The 24685-nt window shown below is 36.0% G+C and carries 18 protein-coding genes and 1 tRNA gene; 7 read left to right on the top strand and 12 right to left on the bottom strand.

The features are described from left to right. Genes DR980_RS11400 through DR980_RS11390 form a run of 3 tightly spaced genes read left to right on the top strand, consistent with a single transcriptional unit; the run spans position 1 to position 3254 of the window. Positions 1-1833, top strand: a complete 1833-nt coding sequence (locus DR980_RS11400) for an ABC transporter ATP-binding protein (RefSeq protein WP_113636247.1) — start codon at positions 1-3, stop codon at positions 1831-1833. A gap of 9 nt (positions 1834-1842) precedes the next feature. Then, positions 1843-2358, top strand: coding sequence for a DUF2480 family protein (locus DR980_RS11395; protein WP_113636245.1), 516 nt, complete (start codon positions 1843-1845; stop codon positions 2356-2358). Positions 2359-2405: 47 nt separating this feature from the next. Further along, a complete protein-coding gene (locus DR980_RS11390; protein ID WP_113636243.1) occupies positions 2406-3254 on the top strand; it encodes a DUF3078 domain-containing protein in 849 nt (282 codons plus the stop codon). Between the two features lie 154 nt (positions 3255-3408). Here the strand turns inward: DR980_RS11390 and DR980_RS11385 are convergent, their stop codons facing one another. The 4 genes from DR980_RS11385 to hflX form a co-directional block, all read right to left on the bottom strand. Then, entirely contained in the window at positions 3409-3963 is a 555-nt protein-coding gene (locus tag DR980_RS11385) for an REP-associated tyrosine transposase (RefSeq protein ID WP_113636241.1), read from the bottom strand. A 218-nt stretch (positions 3964-4181) separates the two neighbouring features. Then, positions 4182-4418, bottom strand: coding sequence for a hypothetical protein (locus DR980_RS11380; RefSeq protein WP_113636238.1), 237 nt, complete (start codon positions 4416-4418; stop codon positions 4182-4184). Between the two features lie 176 nt (positions 4419-4594). Then, a complete protein-coding gene (locus tag DR980_RS11375; RefSeq protein ID WP_113636236.1) occupies positions 4595-5467 on the bottom strand; it encodes an RNA helicase in 873 nt (290 codons plus the stop codon). Between the two features lie 398 nt (positions 5468-5865). Next, complete coding sequence (hflX, locus tag DR980_RS11370) at positions 5866-7116, bottom strand: GTPase HflX (protein WP_091258583.1); 1251 nt, start codon at positions 7114-7116, stop codon at positions 5866-5868. Positions 7117-7356: 240 nt separating this feature from the next. Here hflX and DR980_RS11365 point away from each other — a divergent pair, with 240 nt between their 5' ends. Then, positions 7357-9003, top strand: coding sequence for a DUF6377 domain-containing protein (locus DR980_RS11365; RefSeq protein WP_113636234.1), 1647 nt, complete (start codon positions 7357-7359; stop codon positions 9001-9003). Between the two features lie 305 nt (positions 9004-9308). Continuing rightward, positions 9309-11426 carry a glycoside hydrolase family 97 protein gene (locus tag DR980_RS11360; protein WP_113636232.1) on the top strand — a complete coding sequence of 706 codons (2118 nt, stop codon included), beginning with the start codon at positions 9309-9311 and terminating at the stop codon, positions 11424-11426. 58 nt (positions 11427-11484) lie between these two features. On the opposite strand, the gene DR980_RS11355 is transcribed toward DR980_RS11360, so the two are convergent. The 6 genes from DR980_RS11355 to DR980_RS11330 form a co-directional block, all read right to left on the bottom strand. Further along, complete coding sequence (locus DR980_RS11355; RefSeq protein WP_113636230.1) at positions 11485-11946, bottom strand: FKBP-type peptidyl-prolyl cis-trans isomerase; 462 nt, start codon at positions 11944-11946, stop codon at positions 11485-11487. 60 nt (positions 11947-12006) lie between these two features. Continuing rightward, positions 12007-13362: a DUF5689 domain-containing protein gene (locus DR980_RS11350; protein ID WP_113636228.1), complete on the bottom strand. Its 1356-nt coding sequence runs from the start codon at positions 13360-13362 to the stop codon at positions 12007-12009. 10 nt (positions 13363-13372) lie between these two features. Continuing rightward, on the bottom strand, positions 13373-16210 hold the full coding sequence (locus DR980_RS11345) for a carboxypeptidase-like regulatory domain-containing protein (RefSeq protein WP_113636226.1): 2838 nt from the start codon (positions 16208-16210) through the stop codon (positions 13373-13375). 446 nt (positions 16211-16656) lie between these two features. Beyond that, positions 16657-17868: an MFS transporter gene (locus DR980_RS11340; protein ID WP_113636224.1), complete on the bottom strand. Its 1212-nt coding sequence runs from the start codon at positions 17866-17868 to the stop codon at positions 16657-16659. Between the two features lie 504 nt (positions 17869-18372). Beyond that, a complete protein-coding gene (locus tag DR980_RS11335; protein WP_113636222.1) occupies positions 18373-19413 on the bottom strand; it encodes a Gfo/Idh/MocA family oxidoreductase in 1041 nt (346 codons plus the stop codon). Positions 19414-19809: 396 nt separating this feature from the next. Beyond that, entirely contained in the window at positions 19810-20877 is a 1068-nt protein-coding gene (locus tag DR980_RS11330; RefSeq protein ID WP_113636220.1) for an NADH:flavin oxidoreductase/NADH oxidase, read from the bottom strand. 224 nt (positions 20878-21101) lie between these two features. On the opposite strand from DR980_RS11330, the gene rseP reads away from it, so the two are divergent. Continuing rightward, positions 21102-22445 (top strand): RIP metalloprotease RseP, encoded by a 1344-nt coding sequence (gene rseP / locus DR980_RS11325; protein ID WP_113636218.1) that lies wholly within the window; start codon positions 21102-21104, stop codon positions 22443-22445. 137 nt (positions 22446-22582) lie between these two features. Next, positions 22583-22656, top strand: a tRNA-Asn gene (locus tag DR980_RS11320). 181 nt (positions 22657-22837) lie between these two features. Here DR980_RS11320 and DR980_RS11315 read toward each other — a convergent pair. Together DR980_RS11315 and DR980_RS11310 are read right to left on the bottom strand one after the other, a co-directional pair. Then, positions 22838-23905, bottom strand: a complete 1068-nt coding sequence (locus DR980_RS11315; protein ID WP_113636216.1) for an SDR family oxidoreductase — start codon at positions 23903-23905, stop codon at positions 22838-22840. Between the two features lie 95 nt (positions 23906-24000). Beyond that, positions 24001-24564, bottom strand: a complete 564-nt coding sequence (locus DR980_RS11310; RefSeq protein WP_113636214.1) for a Crp/Fnr family transcriptional regulator — start codon at positions 24562-24564, stop codon at positions 24001-24003. Between the last annotated feature and the right edge of the window lie 121 nt (positions 24565-24685).

Here is a 24685-nt window from a genome sequence, read left to right as displayed (position 1 = left end):
ATGGCGCGGACTCAACCCAAATCTTTAAACGATCAAAAAATTGGACTAAAATCTTCTTTTGATTCGCTTTTTTTTATACCCCGCTTTTTCAAAGAAATTTGGCGTACTAACAAAACGTTATTCTTGACATCAGCTTTTTGCAGAATCGTTGCGGCTTTGTTGCCCGTTGCAATTTTATGGGTTGGAAAACTCATTTTTGATGCCATCATCCAAATTACAACACACGGCGAAAAGGATTATTCTGCGCTATGGCATTCTGTAGCAATAGAGTTTATACTCGTCGTGTTATCTGATTTGGTAGGTCGGGCAATTTCACTTACCGATGGAATTCTTGGAGATCAGTACAATATCAATAGTTCGATTAAAATTATCAAAAAGACTAATGAAATCGATATTAGTCTGCTGGAAAATTCTGAATTTTACGACAAGCTTGACCGAGCACGAACGCAAACGGCAGGTCGTGTCGATTTAATGTCGAATGTTTTAGGTCAGGCGCAAACTACTATTTCTATCTTTTCGCTTGTAATAGGATTGATTTATTTTGAACCTTATTTAATTGTCTTATTAATTTTAAGCATTTTTCCGTCTTTTATTAACGAAGTACGTTTCAGTCAACAACAATATTCGCTGGCTAGAAGCTGGACTTCCGAAAGAAGGGAATTGGATTACCTTAGATTTATTGGCGCTAATGATAAAACGGCAAAGGAAATTAAGCTTTTTGGATTAACTAGCTTTCTGGTCGAAAGATTTGAAACCCTTGCAACGCGCTATTTTAAATTAAATAAATCCCTCGTTGTAAAACGTTCCAGTTATGGGTTTTTATTTAATGTTTTAGGATCAATTAGTTATTATGCAGCATATGTTTTTATAATTTACAGAGTTCTTTCGGGCGGAATTACACTTGGTGAATTAACTTTTTTATCCGGGAGTTTCAATCGTTTAATGAGTAGTCTGCGAGATTTTTTTTCGAAATTTACTCGGATATCCGAAAGCTCTTTATATCTGAAAGATTATTTTGATTTTCTTGACATTCCGTCCGAATATAAAAATGAAAAGGAGGTTCCGTTGCCAGAAAAAATCAAAACCGGATTTGAATTTAAAAACGTCTATTTTGCTTATCCGGAATCTGATAATCAAATAGTAAAAGACATTAGTTTTGTTATAAAAGCTGGAGAAAAAATAGCATTCGTTGGGCAGAATGGTGCTGGAAAAACAACACTTACTAAATTACTGCTTCGGTTTTACGAGCCAACATCGGGTGAAATTTTGCTTGATGGCATCAATATAAATCGATATAATAAGGCCAATTACCAGGAATATTTTGGAGTCCTTTTTCAGGATTTTTTCAAGTATGAATTTTCAGTGAAAGAAAATATCGCCATCGGCAAAATTGATGAAATTAATGATTACGAACGAATACAAAAAGCGGCTGAATTGAGTTTGGCCAACGAAGTTGTCTCTGAATTAAAGTATGGCTACGATCAACAACTAGGAAAACGATTTGCCAAAGGTCAGGAACTATCCGGAGGACAATGGCAAAAAATTGCGTTGGCGCGGGCTTACATGAAAAACGCTGAGGTTATGATTCTAGACGAGCCCACATCGGCACTGGATGCCAAAGCTGAAAGCGAAGTTTTTGAACGATTTATAGGATTAATAAAAGATAAAACCAGTGTAATAATCTCTCATAGATTTAGCACTGTGAGACAGGCAGACCGTATTTTAGTCTTACAAGAAGGTAAGATCTTAGAATCAGGAACGCATAATGAGTTAATGGAAAATAAAAAATTATATGCCCAACTGTTCACACTGCAGGCTGAAGGCTATCTATAAAAAAATGGTATGGAAGATGAAATTATAAATAAAGTTGCGAATAGTGTTTTGGAAGTTTTCGATCTCGAAGATTATTATCCAAAAGGAATTCGCACGCAAATCGATATTTCGCAATGGCTTTTGGAAGGTTTTTTATTGAAAGAAAAAGACTTTAGAGAGGAGTTGAAAAATCACGATTGGTCACAATACCAAGATCAATATATAGCTATTCATTGCAGTACCGATGCTATTGTTCCGGCTTGGGCTTCAATTTTGGTTGCCATTCAACTAGCGCCATTTGCTAAGAAAATCATCAATGGAACTTTGGAAGATTTAGACGCTTCACTATACGAAGAATTATTGCCTAAAATTGACTATTCGGTTTATGAAAATAAGCCAGTTATTATAAAAGGATGCTCCAGAAAACCGGTTCCGATGCGGGCTTATGTATTAGCAGCGCATTACTTGCAACCTTTTGCTCGAAGTATAATGTATGGCGAAGCATGCTCTGCCGTTCCATTATACAAAGCACCTAAAAAGGGATAATATATTTACGTTTAGGAATACTTTAAAATGTATTTAAATTATAAAACATGAAAAAAATAGCTTTTTCTGTAGTGTTTCTTTTTGCAGTGCTTTCTGCTGCTGCACAAGAAACGTCAACAGACACGATTAAGTATTGGACCAAAAAAGGAAATATCTCACTGCTTTTTAATCAATCGGCTTATAATAAGCAATGGCTGGGTGGTGGAACTTCTAATATTGCGGGGAATTTTGGACTGAATTACGACTTCAATTATAAAAAAGAAGATATCGTTTGGGATAACAAATTTATTTTAGCGTATGGTTTAACCAAAATTAAAGGAGACGAAAAAACTGCAAAAACGGACGATCGTCTGGAACTGAATTCTCTTTGGGGAAAGAAAGCCAAAGGACAATGGTACTATTCGATGTTTTTTAATTTCAAGACTCAAATGGACACTGGACTGGACAAAAATGATGATAAAATATCTCATTTTTTCTCTCCGGCTTATTTCCAGTTGGGACCAGGAATGCTGTGGAAAAAAAGTAATAATTTGAGTGTCAATTTTTCACCAGCGACTGCAAAACTAGTTGTTGTTCATCCTCATTTTACTGAATTTGGCCCTTCTTTTGGAGTATTGCAAGGCGATTCTACTCGATTTGAGTTTGGAGCCAGTATTACGGCATACTACAAATTCAATATCATGACGAATGTATCTATAGAAAACCGATTGAATTTGTATTCCAATTATTTAGACAATCCTCAAAACGTGGATGTTGATTACCAAATGAATGTCATCATGAAAATCAACAAATACTTGTCGGCTAACGTAGCCTTACAAGCCATTTATGATGACAATTCGATTCAAGCCGTTCAGGTTAGAGAAGTATTTGGATTAGGGGTTAATTACGGTTTCTAATAAAACACATTTTTATAAAAAAAAGACCTTTAGAAATTTCTAAAGGTCTTTTTTTGTTCTGTAGTTCTCTATACCCTGGTGCTCGTTTGCAACGAGTACCTAATTAATTGTGTGAACTAAATAAAGCGTTTACAACGCGGCTAATATAAACAGATTACCATAAAGATTCGACATTTACATTACGAAAAACAGTATTATCTTCTTCATAATTTCTATAACTACTGTTTACATAATCTCTTTCATGAAAAACGATTTCGGCTTCAATAGGATTATAATGAATATAGTTTAGACGCTGTTCTAATTTTTCCAAAGTATCCAATACAACGGGATGAAAACCATCTTGCCATACTTTATAATTTTTAGCTCTTCCTGATTTTTGAGCTTCAAAACTAAATTTCCGTAACAGCCATTCTCGCCTGCTTTCAGGATATTCTTTTATCGCTTCTATCAGTTTTTTAGATGTAAATTTTTTAAAATCCCGAATAACACCTTGTAATTCACCATCAAATGCTGTTACAATTAAATGAATATGACTAGTCATATATACATAAGCATGCACACTCAATCCTTTTTCCTTGATACAATAATTTAAGGATTCATCTAAAATAGTACAATAATTAGGTCGTACAAATAAATCTACCCAGTCTACAACTGTTATAGTAATAAAAGTAGGCACTGTACTATCGATAACTTTGTAATTCTCAGACATTTTTTTCAAATATTGATTTTAAGAAACGCTACTATAAAACAGTCGTAAAGTTATTTAAAGGTACTCCGGTTTTAACGATCCGCGTTGCAAACGCTATAATTTGTTTCTTAATTTAAGTAGGTACTCGTCGCAGACGAGCACCAGAGAATGTGGACAAACGAGTGCTAGTGGGAATGCAAAAGAAAGCTGGACCAACGAGCGACAGTTGGATAGGGAGATTAACGTAAATAAATTGGAATATCAGACGCCCAACCATTTATACGATGTTGGATTACTTCTAGTACTTCATCATTTTCATCAAAGAGATTTTGTTTATGCCATTCATTAGTTTTATGGTTATAATATGCTACATATTTAAAAGTAAAATCTCCGCCACCTTTATATGGTTTTGTAACGCTTATTAAATACGTTCCAGATTCTAAAGGATGATTTTCAGGATAATCATTCCATTTCATATTTATTTATTTTTAATTATTATTTTCTACAAAACTACAGTTAACCTTGCTAAAAGAGGTTTGGGACTAAATTTAAATCTATTTTTCGGTTAATCATTAATTTTTCAAATACAAAACCATATTTAAATTAAGCCAAATCCCCAAATTGCTTGTAGCGCGTGTTAGCTATAGTTTATTTATTTTAGATCAACATTGTTTCTTGCAAAATATTGATTAAGACTATTTTTTATTTCCAAACTAGAAGGAACAAAATTAGCATCATTAGTTATTTGATCTCTTAAAAAAGGTAAGAAATTTTCACTTGTAAAATCTTCATATTTTAAATGATTATTTATTTTTATGAATTTCGAAATTGAAGAATTTATATAATCTTTTCTGTCTTTTTCATTTAAAATTATGTCATATTTTCTTTTAGTATAATTTTCATTTCTACCATTTTGATTGACACGCATTAAGTGCATTTCATTAGTTAGACTTTCAAGTTGTGAAATTATAAATTTACTTTCAGGAATTTCTGTTTGGTTAATTGCGGCTGGAACTATAGTTTTTCCAAAACTTTTCAGAAATGGAGAATAATTTGGTTCTGATTGTGATTTTTCATATGTAGCATTTATTCTTTTTATAAGCTCAAGTTTAAATTCTACAATCTGATTAAATCTTAAAGAGGATGGATAATTAATATGCTCTATTACTCCTGTATCAAAAGAATATCCGGTTTTTTCGTCTTTAATTATTATTGTAGGTTTGTCGAAAGCGAGTCTCATTCCTAATTCGAACATTACATTAGGATTTTTAGAACTTACATCACATACAACGATATCATCGCTATAAATATTATTTACAATTCTATCGTGAATAAGTCCAATTGCAACATCATCACTCACTAATCTTGGTTCAAATTCAGTTTGTGAAATTGCTTCAGATAAAATTAAAAGAACTTCTTTCCAGTGCTCATTTGGATAATCAGGATTAGAAGCAATTGGCATTATAATTCCACATTTTTTTTTAACGGCTATTTTTTCTACTGTCTTAGTGTTTTTTTCAGTCATTTCTTATTTGATTTCACGTTTTTTTTTAAAATTACCGCTAACTTGTATATACCCGCCACAAAATAGCGCAGATACATCTCATTTTGGATGGATAGGCGCTACTTCATAGCGTATTACTTTCAAATATACACTTTAATAATTATCTTACAAATCATCAAATGGACTTTTTATTTGTAAATAATCGTTCTCGTTAATCCGCATGAAGGATGGCAGCGGAAATCCTCCCGATTTTTCTTCGGGAGATTATAGCGAACAGCCTGACGCAGCTGTAACGCAGAGGAAGCTGGGGCATGCCCAAAAAAAATCCCTCTTGAAAATATCAAAAGGGATTATGTTACTCCACTAGCGCTGTTCTTGACTGCGCTCGAACTGACAGCTGTGTACTCTATAAATTGAAATTATTCGTTTTCTTCTTCGTCTTTGTCTTCTTTTTCCACCGCATCTTTATAATCCGGATATAAAAACTTATTGTATGGAAAACGGGTGATGTGAATTTGTCTTACGGCTTCGTAAACGCGTTCTCTGAATTCCTCAAAATTTTCTTTCTCGGTAGCGGAAATGAACAACGCATTTTGCTCTCCTACTCGGCTCATCCAAGTCGCTTTCCATTCTTCCAGCGTGTAATGTCTTGGCGTTTTTTCGGTCATTAAATCATCTTCATCAATAGTCAAATGCTTGTAAGCATCGATTTTGTTGAAAACCATAATAACGGGTTTGTCATTTGCCTTGATGTCCAATAACGTTTGGTTTACGGATGCAATATGATCTTCAAATTCCGGATGCGAAATATCAACAACGTGCAATAACAAATCAGCTTCGCGAACCTCATCCAGTGTACTTTTGAAAGAGTCAACCAGTTGTGTTGGCAATTTTCTGATAAATCCTACGGTATCCGAAAGCAGGAAAGGCAGGTTTTTGATAACTACTTTTCGAACGGTCGTATCCAATGTTGCAAAAAGTTTGTTCTCTACAAAAACATCACTTTTCCCAACAGCATTCATCAATGTCGATTTCCCCACATTTGTATACCCAACCAGAGCCACACGAACCATAGAACCGCGATTGCCTCTTTGCGTTCCCATTTGTTTGTCGATTGCTTTGATTTTATCTTTCAATAATGCGATTCGGTCACGAACAATACGTCTGTCGGTTTCAATCTCTGTCTCTCCAGGTCCACGCATTCCAATTCCCCCTTTTTGACGTTCAAGGTGTGTCCACAGTCCCGATAATCGCGGCAACATATAGATACATTGTGCTAATTCTACCTGCGTTCTTGCATACGAAGTTTCGGCACGTTGTGCAAAAATATCCAGGATAAGGTGCGTTCTATCCAGAATTTTACATTCTGTAATGATTTTAGATATATTTTTTTGTTGTGAAGGCGATAATTCATCATCAAATACCAAAGTCGATATATCATTTTCTTTTACAAAAAGATGAATCTCTTCAATTTTTCCAGTTCCTACAAAAGTTTTAGGATTAGGACGTTCCATTTTTTGCGAAAAACGTTTCACCACTTGACCTCCTGCGGTAAAAGTCAAAAACTCCAATTCGTCAAGATATTCGCGTAGTTTCTCTTCACTTTGGTTTTGAGTCACAATACCAACTATAGCCGTTTTTTCGAAATTTATTACTTCTTTTTCTAACATATTTTTGAATAAGTTACAAATTTAATGATTTGTAAGGGACTTATTGAGTTCTAGGTTTATAAAAAAATCATAACGTGTGAATAATGATAGTATTTTGGTCGAACGACATATTAGACCAAAGAAGGACCAAAAGAAATTAGCGAATTTGCGGTTATTTTAAAATCTCATACGTTTGCCTTGCTTACTTTAGGAGTTCCATTGGATTTTTAATTATTTTTACAGCAATTTAATACCATTTGAATGAATCGCTTTTTGACTGTACTTATTGCGTTACTGCTTCCTGTTTTTCTTTTTGCCCAAAATAATTCTGAACAATTATTGCAGGAATTGGATCAAACAGTTGAGGATTACCAATTGTATTCAGATAAAAAAGAGATTCAAATCAACAAACTCAAAGAACTGCTGCTTTCTACTTCGTCCGATATTCAAAAATATGATGTTTACGGAAAGTTGTACGCAGAATATAAATCGTATCAATCAGATTCAGCCTTGATTTATGCTCGAAAGAGTTTTCAAATCGCCGAAAAACTAAATGACATTGAAAAGCTAAATCATGCTCGATTAAATCTAGCTTCAATCATGGGAACATTAGGAATGTACAAGGAAGCAACGGATATTCTTAATCGAATTAACATCAATACTTCACCAGAACTAAGAGGTTATTATTTTACCGTAAATAGCGTCGTTTATGGTTATATGTCTGATTATGCGGCTTCACTTCAGGAAAAAAAGAAGTATATTGTTTTAACAAAAAAGTACCGTGATTCTTCTTTAAACTATTACAAACCACAATCAAGCGCCTATATTATGGCGAAATCCAGTACGCTTCTTGATGCCGGAAAACACAAGGAAACATTGACTTTATTGCTGAACTATTTCCCCAAAATTGCTCACAACAGTGATGATCGAGCGGTTATTGCCTACATTATTTCGCAGGCGTATCACCAAAAAAAAGACTTTAATCAAGAAAAAAAATGGTTGACCATTTCGGCCATTTCCGATTTGCAATTGGCCAAAAAAGAATATATTTCGTTGCGCTCGTTGGCTTTTCTAATGTATGAAAACGGGGATATTGATCGCGCTTACAAATACATAAAACGCTCGCTTGAAGATGCTCTTTTTTGTAATGCACGCCTACGAACCTACGAAATATCGAAGATGCTGCCCATTATTAACGAGGCGTATCAAAAACAAAATGAAACCAATCGATTTCAGTTGGTACTTTTTTTAATAAGTGTGAGTATATTATCCGTGTTCCTGTTGGCGGTGCTTTTTTTACTTTTTAAGCAAATGAAAAAATTGTCCAAAGCAAAGCAGGATTTAAGTTTGGCCAACAGCAAGCTTTCGGAATTAAATGCAGAATTGAACACTTTCAATGAGAAATTGAACGAAACCAATTATACGCTGACCGAAGCCAATCTTTTGAAAGAAATATATATCGGTCGTTACATGGATCAGTGTTCGGACTACATCGGAAAATTAGACGAATACCGCCGAAAATTGAATGTGATGGCAACAACGGGAAAAATGAACGACCTGATTAGTGCCGTAAAATCAAAACAATTTGTCGAAAATGAACTGGCTGCATTTCTCACGAATTTCGACAAGACGTTCCTACAACTCTTTCCTAATTTCATAGCAGAATTCAGCGCTTTGTTGATTGATGACGAAGAGATACAATTGAAAGAAGGCGAACTGCTGAATACGGAATTACGGATTTTTGCACTCATTCGTTTGGGCATCAAAGACAGCGCAAAAATTTCGACTTTTCTTCGGTATTCGGTATCCACAATTTACAATTACCGTTCCCAACTCAAAAACAAAGCAGCAGGTCCACGAGAAGATTTTGAAGCTAACGTAATGCGGATTGGAACCAATCTAAAATAGAAAAATACTGTTTTTCAAGAAGGTCTTCGGGATTAAAACAATCTCAAAGACCACTTTTTTATTATAAATTCACCACTTTTTTTAAATACTAAATTCACATAATAAACAGTTATTCAGTATATTGCATATAAAAAATAGAAATACAATCTACTTTTTTATTATGACAAAAATATGTAGCGTGTAAAGCGTTTACTTTTACTTTCTCGAAATATGGAAAACTATGGATTTTTCAATAAATCGATTTCGTGAAAATCAGAATCTATTAGCAAACCTGAAAAATTAATTTATCAAATTCTATTTAAAAAATGAAGCAATTTCTTTTCACAGCCCTAATGTGGCTCGCGTTTTTTAGCGCTGCACAATCGCAGCAGTTAAAATCACCAAATGGAAAATTTGTAATGGAGTTCTCCTTACAAAATGACGGAACCCCAAGTTACAGTTTAAATTACAAAAATAAAGCAGTAGTAAAGCCAAGTAAATTAGGTCTTGAGTTGAAAAACGACAAAAAATCGTTGTTAAATGATTTTACTGTTATTGATACCAAAACAGCAACTTTTGATGAAAACTGGAAACCAGTTTGGGGAGAAGTAGCTTCCATTCGCAATCATTATAACGAATTGGCAGTAACTTTAAACCAAAAAGAAACCGATAGACAAATTGTTATTCGTTTCCGTTTATTTGACGATGGATTAGGATTCCGTTATGAATTCCCTTCGCAAAAAAACCTTACTTACTTTGTAATCAAAGAAGAAAGAACTCAGTTTGCCATGACAGGTGACCATACCGCGTTTTGGATTCCTGGTGATTATGACACCCAGGAATATGATTATACAACCTCAAAATTATCTGAAATTAGAGGATTGGCTGAAAAAGCAAAAACGGCAAATGTATCCCAAACTTCTTTTTCTTTGACAGGAGTTCAAACTTCACTAATGCTAAAAACCGCGGACGGATTGTATATCAATTTACACGAAGCAGCATTAATCGATTATTCATGCATGCATTTGAATCTGGATGATAAAAACATGGTCTTCCAATCTTGGTTGACACCAGATGCCAAAGGGGACAAAGGATACATGCAGGCTCCAAATCATTCGCCTTGGCGTACCATAATTGTTAGTGATGACGCAAGAGAAATTCTAGCTTCAAAAATGACTTTAAACTTAAATGACCCTAACAAAATTGAAGATACATCATGGATAAAACCGGTTAAATACGTAGGTGTTTGGTGGGAAATGATTACCGGAAAAAGCTCTTGGGCATATACGGATGAGTTTCCTACAGTGCAACTTGGCGTAACTGATTTTTCAAAAGCAAAGCCTAATGGAAAACACGGAGCCAATAACGCTAATGTGAAAAAATACATTGATTTTGCAGCGAAACATGGTTTTGATGCCGTTTTAGTCGAAGGCTGGAATGAAGGTTGGGAAGACTGGTTTGGTCACTCCAAAGATTATGTTTTTGACTTTCTGACTCCATATCCGGATTTTGATGTCAAAGGATTGCATGAATATGCCAAATCAAAAGGCGTTAAAATGATGATGCACCATGAAACTTCAGGTTCAGTTCGTAATTACGAGCGTCATTTGGATAAAGCGTATCAGTTTATGAAAGACAATGGATATGATGCCGTAAAAAGTGGTTACGTAGGTTCTATCATTGAAAATGGCGGAAATCATTATAACCAATTTATGAATAACCATTATCAATTCGCAATAGAAAAAGCAGCTGATTATAAAATTATGGTGAATGCTCACGAGGCAGTTCGCCCAACAGGAATTGCAAGAACATACCCTAACTTAATTGGTAACGAAGCGGCAAGAGGAACAGAATATCAATCTTTTGGAGGTTCTAAACCAAATCACGTGACGGTATTGCCTTTTACACGTTTAGTGGGTGGACCGATGGATTACACTCCTGGGATTTTTGAAATGGATTTAAGTAAAATGAATAAGGACAACAACTCCCATGTAAACAGCACGATTGCAAATCAATTGGCTTTGTATATAACGATGTACAGCCCGTTGCAAATGGCAGCTGATACTCCAGAAAACTACGACCGCTTTCCGGATGCGTTCCAGTTTATCAAAGATGTAGCAGTAGATTGGTCGGACAGTAAATACCTTGAAGCAGAACCGGGTCAATATGTTACCGTTGCGCGTAAAGCAAAAGTGACGAACAATTGGTTTATCGGTAATGTAAATGGAGAAACTTCTCGTACCTCAACGATCAAATTTGATTTCTTGGAAAAAGGAAAAAAATATGAGGCAACGATTTATGCTGATGCAAAAGATGCGCATTATAAAACCAATCCACAAGCGTATACAATTCGTAAAATGACAATAACTAACAAATCGAAACTGGCACAACTCAGTGCTCCTGGTGGAGGTTATGCAATAAGCATTGTCGAAATTAAAAAATAATTAATTACAAAAGGCTGTCCGAAAAGACAGCCTTTTTTGATTTAATAATAGCCTTAAACTAATTTACTTTAATCAGTTTGACATCGAAAATAAGTACAGAACCTCCGGGAATACTACTGTAATCATTACTCCCATAACCAAGATGAGAAGGTACCAAAAGGATTCCGCTTCCGCCTTCTTTAAAATAAGGGATTCCTTCCGTCCATCCTTTTATCACTTGGTTCAAACCAAATGAAATTCCTGAAGCATTACTTTGATCAAAAACATTTCCATTAGTAAAATACCCTTTGTACGCAACTGTTACATTAGAGGTTGCGGTAGGTTGTTCTCCATCACCAGCTTCATTAATCACATAATACAATCCTGAATCGGTTTTTGTGGCAGTCAATTTATTTTTGGCAACGTAATCCACGATTTCTTTTTCGTTTTGAACGGTGTAATCAACAGGTTTAGATGCTTCGTTATCAGATAAACAAGAAACAAATAATAAAGAAATTAGGGCTAATAAAGTAGATTTCATAATTTAATTTAAATGTTAAGGCTGCAAATATAGTAATTCAAGTAAAGCCTTTAATAAAAATTATTTGTCTCCAAAAACCTGAACATCATCTACTTGAAAAGCACCATCCAAAGCCAGGTTTTTACCGGAACCCGTATATTTAAAAGCAATGTTGATTTTACCTTTGTACGAAGATAAATCTACAGCGCCGCTTCCTACAAATTGATACCAAGGCGTAGCTTGTTTAGGCAAATTAACAACTAACGGAGTCCAAGTTGCGGTAGTAATATTCAACCCGTCAAAATTACTGGAAACATAAACTTCCAAAGAATTTAACTGGGAATCAACATCTAAGTGATGCTGAGCCGTTCTAAAAGTCAAGACTTCTTTCGTATGAACCTCCATATCTATTTTTGGCGAAATCAACCAAGCCACATTCGAAACGACTTTGGTTCCTGTGATATTAAATTCGGCATAACCGTTTCCGGAATAAACAGTGCCTTTCCAGAAAAGCGTTCCTTTTTGGACCATATTTGCCCAGCCGGGAAGATTTAGTTTAACATTGTTTTCAACCGTTTCAAAATCTTGCGAGAAAAAAGGAGTCGCTCTGTTTCCGGTCATAACCACATCTTTTTCGGAACGCGGTAATAATTGGTAATCACTCCCGTATTTCGTCAAAATTCCTCTTACTTTTCCACTTCCATTAGGGACTAATTTAGTCGCAAAATCAGAAAAACTACTCGTTCTAAAATACACTTGATTCCCTAGTTTATCCACCAAACTCCAATTCGTAGCACCGCCAACATTATTCGTTTCTTCAAAATAATGGCGCCCTATTGCTGCAGCTGAAAACTGAACATCAGACAACTCAACCAACGTATTCAAATTAGAATCATTCAGTAATTCTGACATGGTCAGAGACCGAACTAAAACCTCTTCCTTTACATTCGTGCAAGATGCGTTCAGCACTTTTTTATACTCATTCTGTGAAAGCCGCCCCACTCCACCTTCATTATAGGAATTCACAAAAATGCTTCCGATACGCATTCCACCAAACGAAATATCCGTGTATTGGTCTTTCAACTTGATGTATACTTTATTGCCCAATCTATAGTCAATATACAAATTTGTAGCATCCACAGGAACGCTAAATCCTATGGCAGGTGTTGTGGCTGTTGCCAAAGTTTGAAAGGATATTGACTTGAAAAAATTCCCCGATTCATCGCTGGAAACCACATACGCCTCGATGACATCATCGTATTTGTATTGCGTTACAATGGCGTTTGCAACAGCATAAACCTCGCTGACTGATTTATTTGTAACCAAATCCGGCTGCGTACAAATGAGTTTTGGAGCCACAACCTCATCTGTCACGCAACTGCCAAATGTAATTGTCAACAGTAAAAATAGAACCGATTTGTAAAATGTTGATTTCATATGCTTTAATTTATAGATTGATATAAAGATTTACGAAATACGTTCTTCCGTATCCGTAGAAATATTTTGGTCCAAAAGAAGGCGTACCGCTGGAAACATCCTGATTAATTTGTCTGAAATTCGCATTTCGGGCTTGTTCGTAACCGCCCGTTTTATAGGTAACATCAAGCACATTATTGATGCTGGCAAAAATCCCAACATTCTTTCCATAAATGCGCCATGATTTTCCACCCACGAGGTTGAGCAGCATCGTTGGATCAAATTTTTCTTGTTTTATAAGTGCCGCGGCGCGTTCTTCTGTTGCTTCTGGAAAATTAAAACCGCTTGCTGGATTTTTATAAAATATTTCGGTTCTGGAAATAGGTGAAATATCAATATAACTGTTGGTGAGGTAATTTACATTGGCGCTAAGCCACCAATATTTTGGATCTCGATACTCAATTCCCACGGAGTACGCACGTTGTGGCATTCCCGCTTGCTTGTAATTTTTGAGGGAAGCCGTTCCAAAATCAAAAACCGGACTGGTGTTTTCTGGAGTTGCTTCGGCATCGTTTGTCAATGTCACATGTGGATTACTGTCATACGTATATTCACCAAAAGCCGCTGAAAAAGTCGTTTTAAAAGTTTGGCTTACTTGGTATTCCAAACTAAATTCGGCACCCATATTCTTCTTATTCAATTTTGTTAATGTTTGGCTCACAAAAGCATCGGTATTTAGATAGCCCGAGCCATCATCAAAAATTCCTTCGGCATAAAAAAAGGAAATTTGAGTTGCGTTTTTAATCAGGGAATAATAAGCCGTCAGACGGGCTTTCAGTTTTGGTGAACGGTAGACATAACTCGCGTCCAAACTGCTGATGTTCTCACTTTCGATTCCGTTCACAATTGCATTATTCAATCGGGAATTAGCAAAAGTATTTCTCAAAGAAGGCGCTTTGGTCAAATGTGCCGTATTAAAAGTCACCAACTGTTTGCCAGAGATTTTCAAATTGAATCCAGCTTTGAAGCCAAAATTTTCAAACGCAACTTTTTCACTTTTCCCGAAGGAATTGGTTTCGTAAATTCCGTTTTTGTACAAACCTTCTCTTTGATAATTGGCACTTGAAAAATTCTGAGCCAGATAAAAATCTACTTTATTGTACGTGAATTTAAATTGCGTGAAAGCCTCTAAAGTATTGGCGAAATAATTATAATTGTATCCGTACGTGTCACCAACAACTACTTGACGGTCTGGATGATTCAAATCAGATTGGGATTGATTCCCGCTGTAGAAAGCATCGATATCTTCAAAATAAGAACCGCCAAGCAAGTCCAACAATTTTTGAGAATTATGCGATTTTAGTTTTTTGAAAGACGCTCCAACATTTAAAAAGATATTTTCTGACAGTTGCGCAGTCAAATTTGTTGCGGCCACCGCCGTTTCATCCTCTACTTGATCTTCATACAAAACGTACTTACTTTTTGTGGGTTCGTAGCCCGTAATTGTTCCATTGGTATCAAAAACTGGATTTTGATTGGCTTGATATAATGCCGCCCAATCAATTTGAGGATTTGCTAAAAATTCTGCTTTGCTTTTTTCTGCATTTTCATAATCCGGAGTAAATGCTCCCGAAAATTCTCCGTTGTCCGGTGCATAAAGCGAGCTGTAATAACTGGGCATTTTTCTATAATACGTAGGATCCGGACTATTGGCATTTTGATAATCGATATTGCTGTTAGCAATTTTTCCAAATTGATACATTACACTCGAATTCAAGTTAGTTTTATCATTAATTTTAAAATAATGATTCAGCATAAACGTAGGTTCTTCAATGGTTTTCATACGGGCATTTCTCTTTTCACCATCTTGAAAACCCCAATACGAATTGTATTTTACGTTTGTCAGCTGCGTAACTTCGGCAGTGTTTGGAGAGTTTTTGGCTCTGGAATTGGGCGTGTACAAAGCCGTCAGATTTAATGAATGCTTCTCGCTTAATTTTTTTTCAAGACTTATAAAAAAAGAATTCGCATCATAACTTGTCCCTTCAAAATATCCTTCCTGCGCCCAGCGCTTTCCTGCCGAAACTACAAAAGCCCAACCACGGGAATTCATGCCGGAAGCATGTGTTGCCATCGTGCGCCAACTGTAATTAGTATTTGTTGATGAAAAGGAGATTCGGGAACCCGGTCTGTAAATGGAAGCCCTCGTATTGATTTCCTGTGTTCCTAAAATACCTCCAAAAGTATAATCCGAAGGCGCAGTTCCCAGGGTAAATTCCTGATTGCGGAGCGCGTCATTCAATCCGCCCCATTCTCCCCATTGTGGTCTTCCGTCATAAATTTTGTTCATGGAAACGCCATTAATCATCATCGTGGAATGTTCGCTGTCTAATCCGCGAACTCTAAAACGAGCTTGTCCCCAATTGAAAGCAGCGGCTTGCAGAAAAGCATCTCGGGACGATTGCAAGAGTCCGGAAGTACTTTCAGAACTGCTGTTGTCCTCGCCAAAATCACTTTCGATAAGCGTGATAATACTGCTTTGTTGTTCTGTGGATTGGTCCTCTTCTAAAGTTATGGTTCCTAAATCCAGCATTTTTCCTTCGGTAATTTCGACCGGATATAAGCCATCTTTGAAACCCTGACTGTGTATCAAAAGCAGTATGTTTCCTGTGGGAACGGAATCAAAACTGAAATTACCATCCTCTTTAGTGAGTTGCATTAAAGTCGTATTTTGAATACTGACGACGACAAAACCTAATGGATTTTGGGTTTTTGAGTCCACGATTTTTCCAAAAAAACCCGTACTGTTTTGTGCAATACTACATCCAATATGAATCATAAAAAAGAACACAACGTAAAATTTATTCATAAATTCAGATGATGAGGTTACAGTATAAGCGGGAATTGCAATAATAAGTTCAACCGCTACAATGAATTGAAACGGTTGAACTACAAAAATTGAAAACGTTATCCGAAATGGGATAACGTTAAATAATTAAAAGTGAATTTTGGAAAAAGTGGTATAAACCTTAAATACGATACTGCTGATTGAGTGGTATTTTGCATGCAGTATCAAATGAAAACATTCTATGAAAGAATAATAATGTTAAATGTATTAAAAAAAATACTAACATATTGATTTTCAATGAAAATATTTTTATCAAATCTGTTTTCGAGGAAAGTTCTTAGATAATCTGAACGAATTCAGTAGCCCCGATGGCAGCAAGTATCCCACGCTTTTGGGCGTGGATACTGCGAACAGCGGGAGAGTTCGTTTTTATGGAAACGAAATGTAATGCTCCTAAAAATTTATAGTTATTCTATTGCTTTGATTCGGGACACCATTATGGCGATTAGAATCCCAAATACGCCGATAAATGCGAATGAAAATCTAAGACTTGACAGCTCCGCAATGTACCCGATGATTGGCGGACCCATAAGAAAACCCAGAAAACTGACGCTTGAAACTGTCGTCAAGGCTACGCTGGGAGATACATTTGGGGTTTTTCCGGCCACACTGTAAACTGTGGGAACTATGGTGGAAACTCCCAAACCAACGAACATAAACGCGATGGTTGCGGGAATGACAAATGGGAAGAATACGGCTGTAAAAAGTCCGGCTGATATCATGATGCCGCTGATTTGCAAGACGGTTTTTCGACCAAATTTACCAATCAAACCGTCTCCTAAGAATCGTCCGCCGGCCATCATAATCATAAAGGAAGTGTACCCCAGAATAACTAATGGTCCGGGTGCTTTGATGACATCTTTGAAATAAACACCGCTCCAGTCGAACATAACGCCTTCGCTGGCCATGCAACAAAATCCGATTATTCCCAACCATATCAGCGCACTGTCCGGTTTTGAGAACAATTTTTTCTTCTTGGGTTGGATAGTTTCTTTAGCTTTTATTAAAAATTTATAGTTGAAAGCCATCATCAAAAATACGATTCCGGCCACAATGAGAAAGTGAATATAAGGTGTTAACTCAAAAGCCAGCATTCCTAATCCTACTAATGCTCCCATGAATCCGGCAAAACTCCACATCCCATGAAAGGAGGACATGATGGTTTTTTTGAAAAGCACTTCGGTGTAAACGCCTTGTGTGTTTACGGCAATATTAGATAGATTTCCAAAGATTCCAAACACAAATAATCCCAACGACAATTGCCAAGCCGCAACAGCCAAACCTAAATTTGTCATGCTAAAAACATATAATGAAAGGGCAAATATCAAGATTCTGTGGCTTCCAAAACGAGTGACCAATTTTCCAGAAAAAGGCATTACTACTAGTTGTCCTAATGGCAAAGCGAATAAAATACTTCCTAAATCGCCTTCGCTGAGGTTCAAAGTCGTTTTGATATCCGGGATTCGGCTTGCCCAAGTGGCAAAACATAAACCCATCCCAAAGTAGAACATGGAAACTGCCCAACGAATTCGGTTCAGATAAGAAACCTTAGCTTCAGTGTATGTTTTCTTGAGTTTGGCTTTCGTTTTTGACCTTCCTAAAAAGTTTAAATCTATCAAAGTGATTTATTTTAGCATTAATCGGTCAAAATTACAAAAACCATTCATTGGTTGTGTCAAAACAACACATTTGAGGGAAAATACAACGTTATTGTTTATAAAAAATGATTACCGCGAATTCGCTAATTTTTAAAAAGTATACAAGATTAGCGAATTCTCGGTAGATTTTATAAATCTAACAATTGATTTTTAAATAAAAGGCCACTGATTCACTAATTTCATAAAAGTTAAAATCTGTGAATCTGTGGCTAAATTTTTATTTTGACAAAGCATAGCTTTATTTATTTAAGGTGGTTACCGCGAATTTGCTAATTTTTATAAAAGTAAAAAAATTGGCGAATTTGCGGTAGATTTTATAGGTCTAACAATTGGTTTTTAAATAAAAAGGCCACTGATTCACAGATTTCATAATGGTTAAAATCTGTGAATCTGTGGCTAAATTTCTATTTTGACAAAGCATAGCTTTATTTATTTAAGGTGGTTACCGCGAATTTGCGGTAGATTTTATAGGTCAATTGCTTTTTTCTGCGCGCTGCTTTGTATCGCAGCTTCGATAATTTGCATAACCTGAACACCATCTTGTGCCGTAACCGGTTCTATAACGTCATTTGTAATCGAATGATAAACTCCGTCAAAAAAGTCGTAGTAATTCCCTTGAAGTGTGGGGATAATTTCCTGAACAATTTCTCCATTAATTTCAGTGTGCAACAATCCTCTTTTCTCGATGGATTCTGTTCCCCAAGTTTCTAAATTTGGTTTATTTCCTAATTTCAATTCGTCTTCCTGAACATCACCACGCGGTTTCAGGAACGAACCTTTCTTACCATGAATGACGTACGCCGGAATTGCTTCCCGAACAAAAAATCCTGCTTTGAGTCGGACACGGAAATTGGAATAATACAGTAAAATATCAATGTAATCATCTACCAACGAATGCTCTCGTGTGATGCGAATATCCGCAAAAACGGATTGTGGCAAACCAAATAAACATAACGCTTGATCAATCAAATGTGGTCCTAAATCCTTTAGAATTCCAGCACCGGAATTGGCCGTTTCTTTGTGTTGTTTCGGACTCAAAATAGGATTGTAGCGGTCGAAATGGAATTCGGCTTCCACAATGTCACCTATTACTTTCTCTGAAATAATTTTCTGGACGGTTTTGAAATCGCTGTCCCATCTTCTATTTTGGAAAACGGCCAGTTTCAATCCTTTTTCTTTGGCCAAAGCCGATAATTCCTGCGATTGGGCAACCGTTGTGGTAAAAGCTTTTTCGACAATAGCGTGTTTTCCAGCCAAAAGGACTTGTTTTGCATATTCGTAATGCGTTTCCACCGGCGTATTTACGATGACTAAATCAACATCATCTTCCAACAACTCTTCCATGGTAGCGTAACTTTTTACCGAAGGAAAATCCTGGTGTATTAATTTTTTGCTTCGCTCCCAAGAACCAAGAAGTTCAAATCCGGGGTGAAAATTTAAAAAAGGAGCATGAAATACTTTTCCGGACATCCCGTAGGAAAGTAAAGCAGTTTTTATTTTTTGCATGGTATTATTTTTCAAATTATTGGCGTGTGTTTTTTAATCAATAAAGCCCTGTAAGTTTTTAAAAATTAAATAAATAAAGAAGTTCTTGTCATTTCTTTTTCTTTTAAAATATAGACTGAAACCTATTTTTTTAACATATAAGTCATGGAAGTTTTTAAAATCAAATAAGTAGTTAAGTACCTGTCATATCTTTTCTTTTAAAATGGAGACTGATTGCTTTTTTTAACATATAAGGCATATAAGTTCATATAAGAATTGGAATATTTCTATATAGTTGTTTTATAATTTTTAAAAGTAAAACTTACATGACTTATATGTTTCAAAATTTAAACATATAAGTCATCTAAGAAATCTTAGAAAAAACTGACATGACTTATATGTTTCAAAATCAAAAACTTACTTTTTAGCTCTTTCGTATTGTTTTGGCCATTCGATATCCGCATTTAAATCATGGGCAAATGTCAACCCTAAATTCGGATTTCTAAGGGATTCTCTGGCAAATAACACTAAATCCGCTTTTCCTGAAGTAATTATTTCCTCGGCTTGAGCGGCATCAGTAATTAAACCTACGGCGCCAGTCAAAATTCCGGTTTCATTTTTTATGCTTTCCGCAAAAGGAACTTGGTAATTTGGGCCCAACGGAATTTGTTGATGTGACACTAATCCTCCCGAAGAAACATCTATTATATCCACACCTTTTTCTTTTAGTATTTTAGAAAGCTGTACAGATTCTTCAGCATTCCATCCGCCTTCTGCCCAGTCTGTAGCCGAAATTCTAACGAATAAAGGCAAGTTTTCCGGCCATTCTGATTGAACTGCGTCCACGACTTCGAGTGTTAAACGGATTCGGTTTTCAAAACTTCCTCCATAAGCATCTGTTCTAAAATTGGATAATGGCGAAAGAAACTGATGCAACAAATACCCGTGCGCCGCATGAATTTCCATTACCTGAAAACCGGCTTGAACGGCTCTTTTTGTGGCTGATTTAAAGTCGGAAACTACTTTTTGAATTCCCGCTTCATCTAATGCAACAGGAGCGTTTTCAGTATGATGATACGCAATCGCACTTGGCGCCACGGTATCCCAACCGCCTTTTGTTTTGTCTATTTTTCGGCCTCCGTTCCAGGGTGATGCGGCACTTGCTTTTCTTCCGGCATGAGCCAATTGGATTCCGGGAACCGATTTCTGACTGATAATAAATTGATTAATCTGCTGCATTTTTTCGATTTGCTCGTCTTTCCAAAGTCCTAAATCCTCTGGTGAAATTCGGCCTTCGGGAGAAACTGAAGTAGCTTCCTGAATGATTAATCCCGCACCACCACTGGCGCGACTTCCAAGATGTACGAGGTGCCAGTCATTGGCAAACCCATCTTGGGCCGAATATTGGCACATTGGTGAAATGGCAATTCTATTTTTTAGCGTGATGCTTTTTATTGTGAGATGAGAAAATAATTTTGAAGACATATCTTTATTTTAAAAGTGAAAGAAACAAGAAATACTCATTTCAAAAAAGTAAAGTTAAGATTCACAACTCAAACTTAGAATTCAATTTAGATTAATTAACAAACTTTTAAAATGGTATGGAACAATTATTGTAAAATAAACAAATAGAAAACCTTACTTTTGTGAGTTATAAAATTAAATTAATAAGAGGATTAGATTGCTTCGTTCCTCGCAATGACAAATAAATGGACATAGTTATCAAGCTTTCTCAATTTTTATTGAGCTTATCATTACTGATTATACTTCACGAATTAGGACATTTCATTCCTGCAAAACTGTTTAAAACCAGAGTTGAAAAATTCTACTTATTTTTTGATGTTAAATATTCCCTTATCAAAAAGAAAATTGGCGAAACCGAATATGGTATTGGTTGGTTGCCTTTGGGCGGTTATGTGAAAATTTCCGGGATGATTGACGAAAGCATGGACAAGGAACAAATGGCTTTGCCACCTCAACCATGGGAATTTCGTTCTAAACCGGCTTGGCAACGTTTGATTATTATGTTGGGTGGGGTTACGGTGAATTTTATTTTGGCTTTCATTATATATATCGGAATGGCATTTGCGTACGGCGATACCTATATTGCTAATGAGGATTTGAAAGACGGTTTGTTAGTAGAAAACAAGGCGATGCAAAAAGTGGGTTTCCAAACTGGAGATCATATAGTTTCTGTGGATGGTGAAAAAATAGTCAAATTTGACAATGATCTTACCATGAAAGTCATCATGGCAAAAGAAGTGCTTATTGTAAGAAATGGAACAGAACAAGCCATCAAAATGCCAAACGATTTTGTGGATCAATTGTCACAACAAGAAAAAAGTGTGTTGCTGGATATCAGAATGCCATTTGTGGTAGGAGCTGTTACCCCTGGATCAAAAAACACTGCGTTGCAACCAAAAGATATTATTCTTGCATTGAACGGGCAACCGACAAAATATTTTGACCAAGCTAAAGTGGTTTTGGAAAGCAACAAAAACAAAACGATTGCGGCAACTATTTTAAGAGACGAGAAAGAAATAAAAGTTCCAGTTATGGTTACTAGTGATGGAAAACTAGGAATTGGTATTGGACAATTAAGCATGGCTTCACTGGAAAAACTAGGCTATTACAAAGTAAGCAAACAGGAATTTGGTTTCTTAGAATCTATTCCGGTTGGGATTACTAGAGGAAAAGATCAATTAGTAGGATACGGAAAACAATTGAAAATGATTTTCAGTCCAAGTACAGGTGCATATAAATCAGTGGGTGGTTTTAAGGCCATATTTGATATTTTTCCTAATACGTGGAGCTGGCAAGTTTTCTGGAACATCACCGCATTATTATCGATAATGCTTGGTGTAATGAACTTATTGCCTATTCCGGCACTTGATGGTGGTCACGTTATGTTTTTATTATATGAAATCATCAGTGGTAAAAAACCAAGTGACAAATTCCTAGAGAATGCGCAAATGGTTGGTTTCGTATTACTTATAACACTGTTACTATTTGCTAACGGAAATGACATTTACAAGGCAATTGTAGGGAAGTAAAAAAAATAAAAAAAAGTTTGATTTTTATTTGCACAAACCAAATGATAGCCTATCTTTGCACCGCTTTACAACTGAAACGAACATCACAATAAAGCAATTAAAAACGTTCATTCACACCAGAATAAAAATATACAGTTTCCTTCTTAGCTCAGTTGGTTAGAGCATCTGACTGTTAATCAGAGGGTCCTTGGTTCGAGCCCAAGAGAGGGAGCTTTTTAAAAAGACTTTACAGCAATGTAAGGTCTTTTTTGTTTTAAAGCGGTAGTGAAAACTGCATAGTCTTTAGAAAATCAGAAAAAGCAACTTCATACATTCTTAAAGAGACAAAATAAAAAAGAGGATCCAAAACGTGCTGTTTTGAATCCTCTTTTTTGTAGACCACCTTTAAATGACTAAGGAATCAATCGGTCCGCGCGAAGTTGTTCAAACAAATCGTAAAAGGAATCTTCCGTTCTTTGAAAAACATGGAAACCAAGTTTACGACTTTTAGACATATCCGTCATCACTTCTATGGGGCGTCCTAAATCAAGATCCGTATGCCAAGGAGAAGCCAGCTTGTTTAAATCAGACTCTTCAAGATCATATTTCGTAGCAATTTTTGTCCAAACCGGAGCTTCATTTTTCATTTGTTCTTCAAGAGTATGAATAGTACCATCAAAACCTATTGCCTCAATCCCGAACGATTCCGCTATTTTTTTCCAAAGCCATTTCCAACGAAAAAAATCTCCATTGACCACGTTGAATGCTTCGTTACGAGCCGCTGCAGTAGTGGCAGCCCAAATCAAATGTTCTGCCAAAACTCTGGCATCCGTAACATCAGAAAGTCCATTCCATTGTGCTGCTGAACCCGGCCACTGAAATGGCTTTCCAGTTTCTTTACAAATGCTGGCGAATACAGCGAGCGTAGTACCAAGATTCATTAAATTACCTACCGCTTTTCCAATAACCGTATGCGGACGATGGATGCTCCATGTAAAACCATCTCGCGCTGCAGCCGCATAAACTTCATCTTCTTGAGCATAATAAAAGTTCTCCAAATCAAGACGGGGTTGCTCTTCCCTAAGTGGTGTTTCGGTCAGAAATCCTTCTTTGGCGTAAGCCTCAAACGGTCCAAGATAATGTTTCAATCCTGTAACAAGTGCAACGTGTTGCACTGATTTTTTAGGAGATAATGCCTCGAGAAGATTTCTAATCATCAAGCTATTTACCCGAATGTTTTCGGCTTCAGTATCTTGACGCATCCAAGTTGTAATGTAAATGTGAGTGGGAGAAATGTCTTTTAAAGCTGTTTTTAAATTCTCCAAATCCAAAAGATCTGCAGCAACTGGCTGAAGGTTTTCTATGTCTTTGCGTGGGTTTCTGGCTAAACCATAAGTAATCCAGCCTCTGTCAATAAGTTTTTCTGCGAGATTGCTACCCGTTATTCCAGTCGCTCCAACTACAAGTGCTATATTTTCCATGTTTCTGTTTTAAAATTTTATCAAGTACAAAATTCTAAAATATTCCATGGATTATAAAGGACATACCTCACATATAATTTGTGACCTATATCACGTTAATTCCACAAACGGCTCAATGTCTCCCTTGAGATACCAAGATAGGATGCTATCAAAGTTTTAGGAATGCGATGAATCAAATCAGGGTATAATTGGATAAATTGAATGTATCGTTCTTCTGAATTTTTGCTCATCAACGATAGTATTCGGTTTTGAAGCGCAATATTTCCGGCCGTCATTTTTTGCAAAAAGAAGAATTCCATTTTCTGTAATTCATTACACAATTTTTCTCTGTCCTCAAGAGTGATATAATAAGTTTGTGCGTCTTCTAAGCAGTCAATATTGAGTGTGGCATTCTGATTATTATAAAAACCTTGGTTATCCGTTATCCACCAGTCTTCCATCGCGAATTGCAGGACATGATTCTTACCTGATTTGTCTATATAAAAAGATTTCAATAATCCTTTTACAACAAAATGAACATAAGGAACAGGATTTTCCTGCTGAACAATATATTGATGTTTTTTATAATTACCAACCGAAAAGTGAGACAGCACTAATCGAAATTCATCATCTGTTAATGGTACAATTTTCTCAATTTGTTGTCTTAAAATTTCTTCCATAGTTCCTTTTATTAGTGCCCGGATAAAAATACAATTAAAAAAGAACGATTAGGATTTATTGCCAATCTTGAATAAAAAAATTAAAAATCACACGTAAAATACAAAGAAAACAACACTATGA

It is taken from the genome of Flavobacterium psychrolimnae, assembly GCF_003312425.1.
Classification (GTDB): Bacteria; Bacteroidota; Bacteroidia; order Flavobacteriales; family Flavobacteriaceae; genus Flavobacterium; species Flavobacterium psychrolimnae.
The sequence above is the reverse complement of the archived record's forward strand: the minus strand, read 5'-3'. Positions and strand labels throughout refer to the sequence as shown.

Excerpts from the sequence above, each read along its gene's own strand:
- DR980_RS11380 (WP_113636238.1), bottom strand. The coding sequence starts at position 4,418 with ATGAAATGGAATGATTATCCTGAAAATCATCCTTTAGAATCTGGAACG.
- DR980_RS11315 (WP_113636216.1), bottom strand. The coding sequence starts at position 23,905 with ATGGAAAATATAGCACTTGTAGTTGGAGCGACTGGAATAACGGGTAGC.
- DR980_RS11385 (WP_113636241.1), bottom strand. The coding sequence starts at position 3,963 with ATGTCTGAGAATTACAAAGTTATCGATAGTACAGTGCCTACTTTTATT.
- DR980_RS11345 (WP_113636226.1), bottom strand. The coding sequence starts at position 16,210 with ATGAATAAATTTTACGTTGTGTTCTTTTTTATGATTCATATTGGATGT.
- DR980_RS11400 (WP_113636247.1), top strand. The coding sequence starts at position 1 with ATGGCGCGGACTCAACCCAAATCTTTAAACGATCAAAAAATTGGACTA.
- DR980_RS11335 (WP_113636222.1), bottom strand. The coding sequence starts at position 19,413 with ATGCAAAAAATAAAAACTGCTTTACTTTCCTACGGGATGTCCGGAAAA.
- DR980_RS11390 (WP_113636243.1), top strand. The coding sequence starts at position 2,406 with ATGAAAAAAATAGCTTTTTCTGTAGTGTTTCTTTTTGCAGTGCTTTCT.
- DR980_RS11365 (WP_113636234.1), top strand. The coding sequence starts at position 7,357 with ATGAATCGCTTTTTGACTGTACTTATTGCGTTACTGCTTCCTGTTTTT.
- rseP (WP_113636218.1), top strand. The coding sequence starts at position 21,102 with ATGGACATAGTTATCAAGCTTTCTCAATTTTTATTGAGCTTATCATTA.
- DR980_RS11395 (WP_113636245.1), top strand. The coding sequence starts at position 1,843 with ATGGAAGATGAAATTATAAATAAAGTTGCGAATAGTGTTTTGGAAGTT.
- DR980_RS11360 (WP_113636232.1), top strand. The coding sequence starts at position 9,309 with ATGAAGCAATTTCTTTTCACAGCCCTAATGTGGCTCGCGTTTTTTAGC.
- DR980_RS11350 (WP_113636228.1), bottom strand. The coding sequence starts at position 13,362 with ATGAAATCAACATTTTACAAATCGGTTCTATTTTTACTGTTGACAATT.
- DR980_RS11355 (WP_113636230.1), bottom strand. The coding sequence starts at position 11,946 with ATGAAATCTACTTTATTAGCCCTAATTTCTTTATTATTTGTTTCTTGT.
- hflX (WP_091258583.1), bottom strand. The coding sequence starts at position 7,116 with ATGTTAGAAAAAGAAGTAATAAATTTCGAAAAAACGGCTATAGTTGGT.
- DR980_RS11375 (WP_113636236.1), bottom strand. The coding sequence starts at position 5,467 with ATGACTGAAAAAAACACTAAGACAGTAGAAAAAATAGCCGTTAAAAAA.
- DR980_RS11310 (WP_113636214.1), bottom strand. The coding sequence starts at position 24,564 with ATGGAAGAAATTTTAAGACAACAAATTGAGAAAATTGTACCATTAACA.
- DR980_RS11330 (WP_113636220.1), bottom strand. The coding sequence starts at position 20,877 with ATGTCTTCAAAATTATTTTCTCATCTCACAATAAAAAGCATCACGCTA.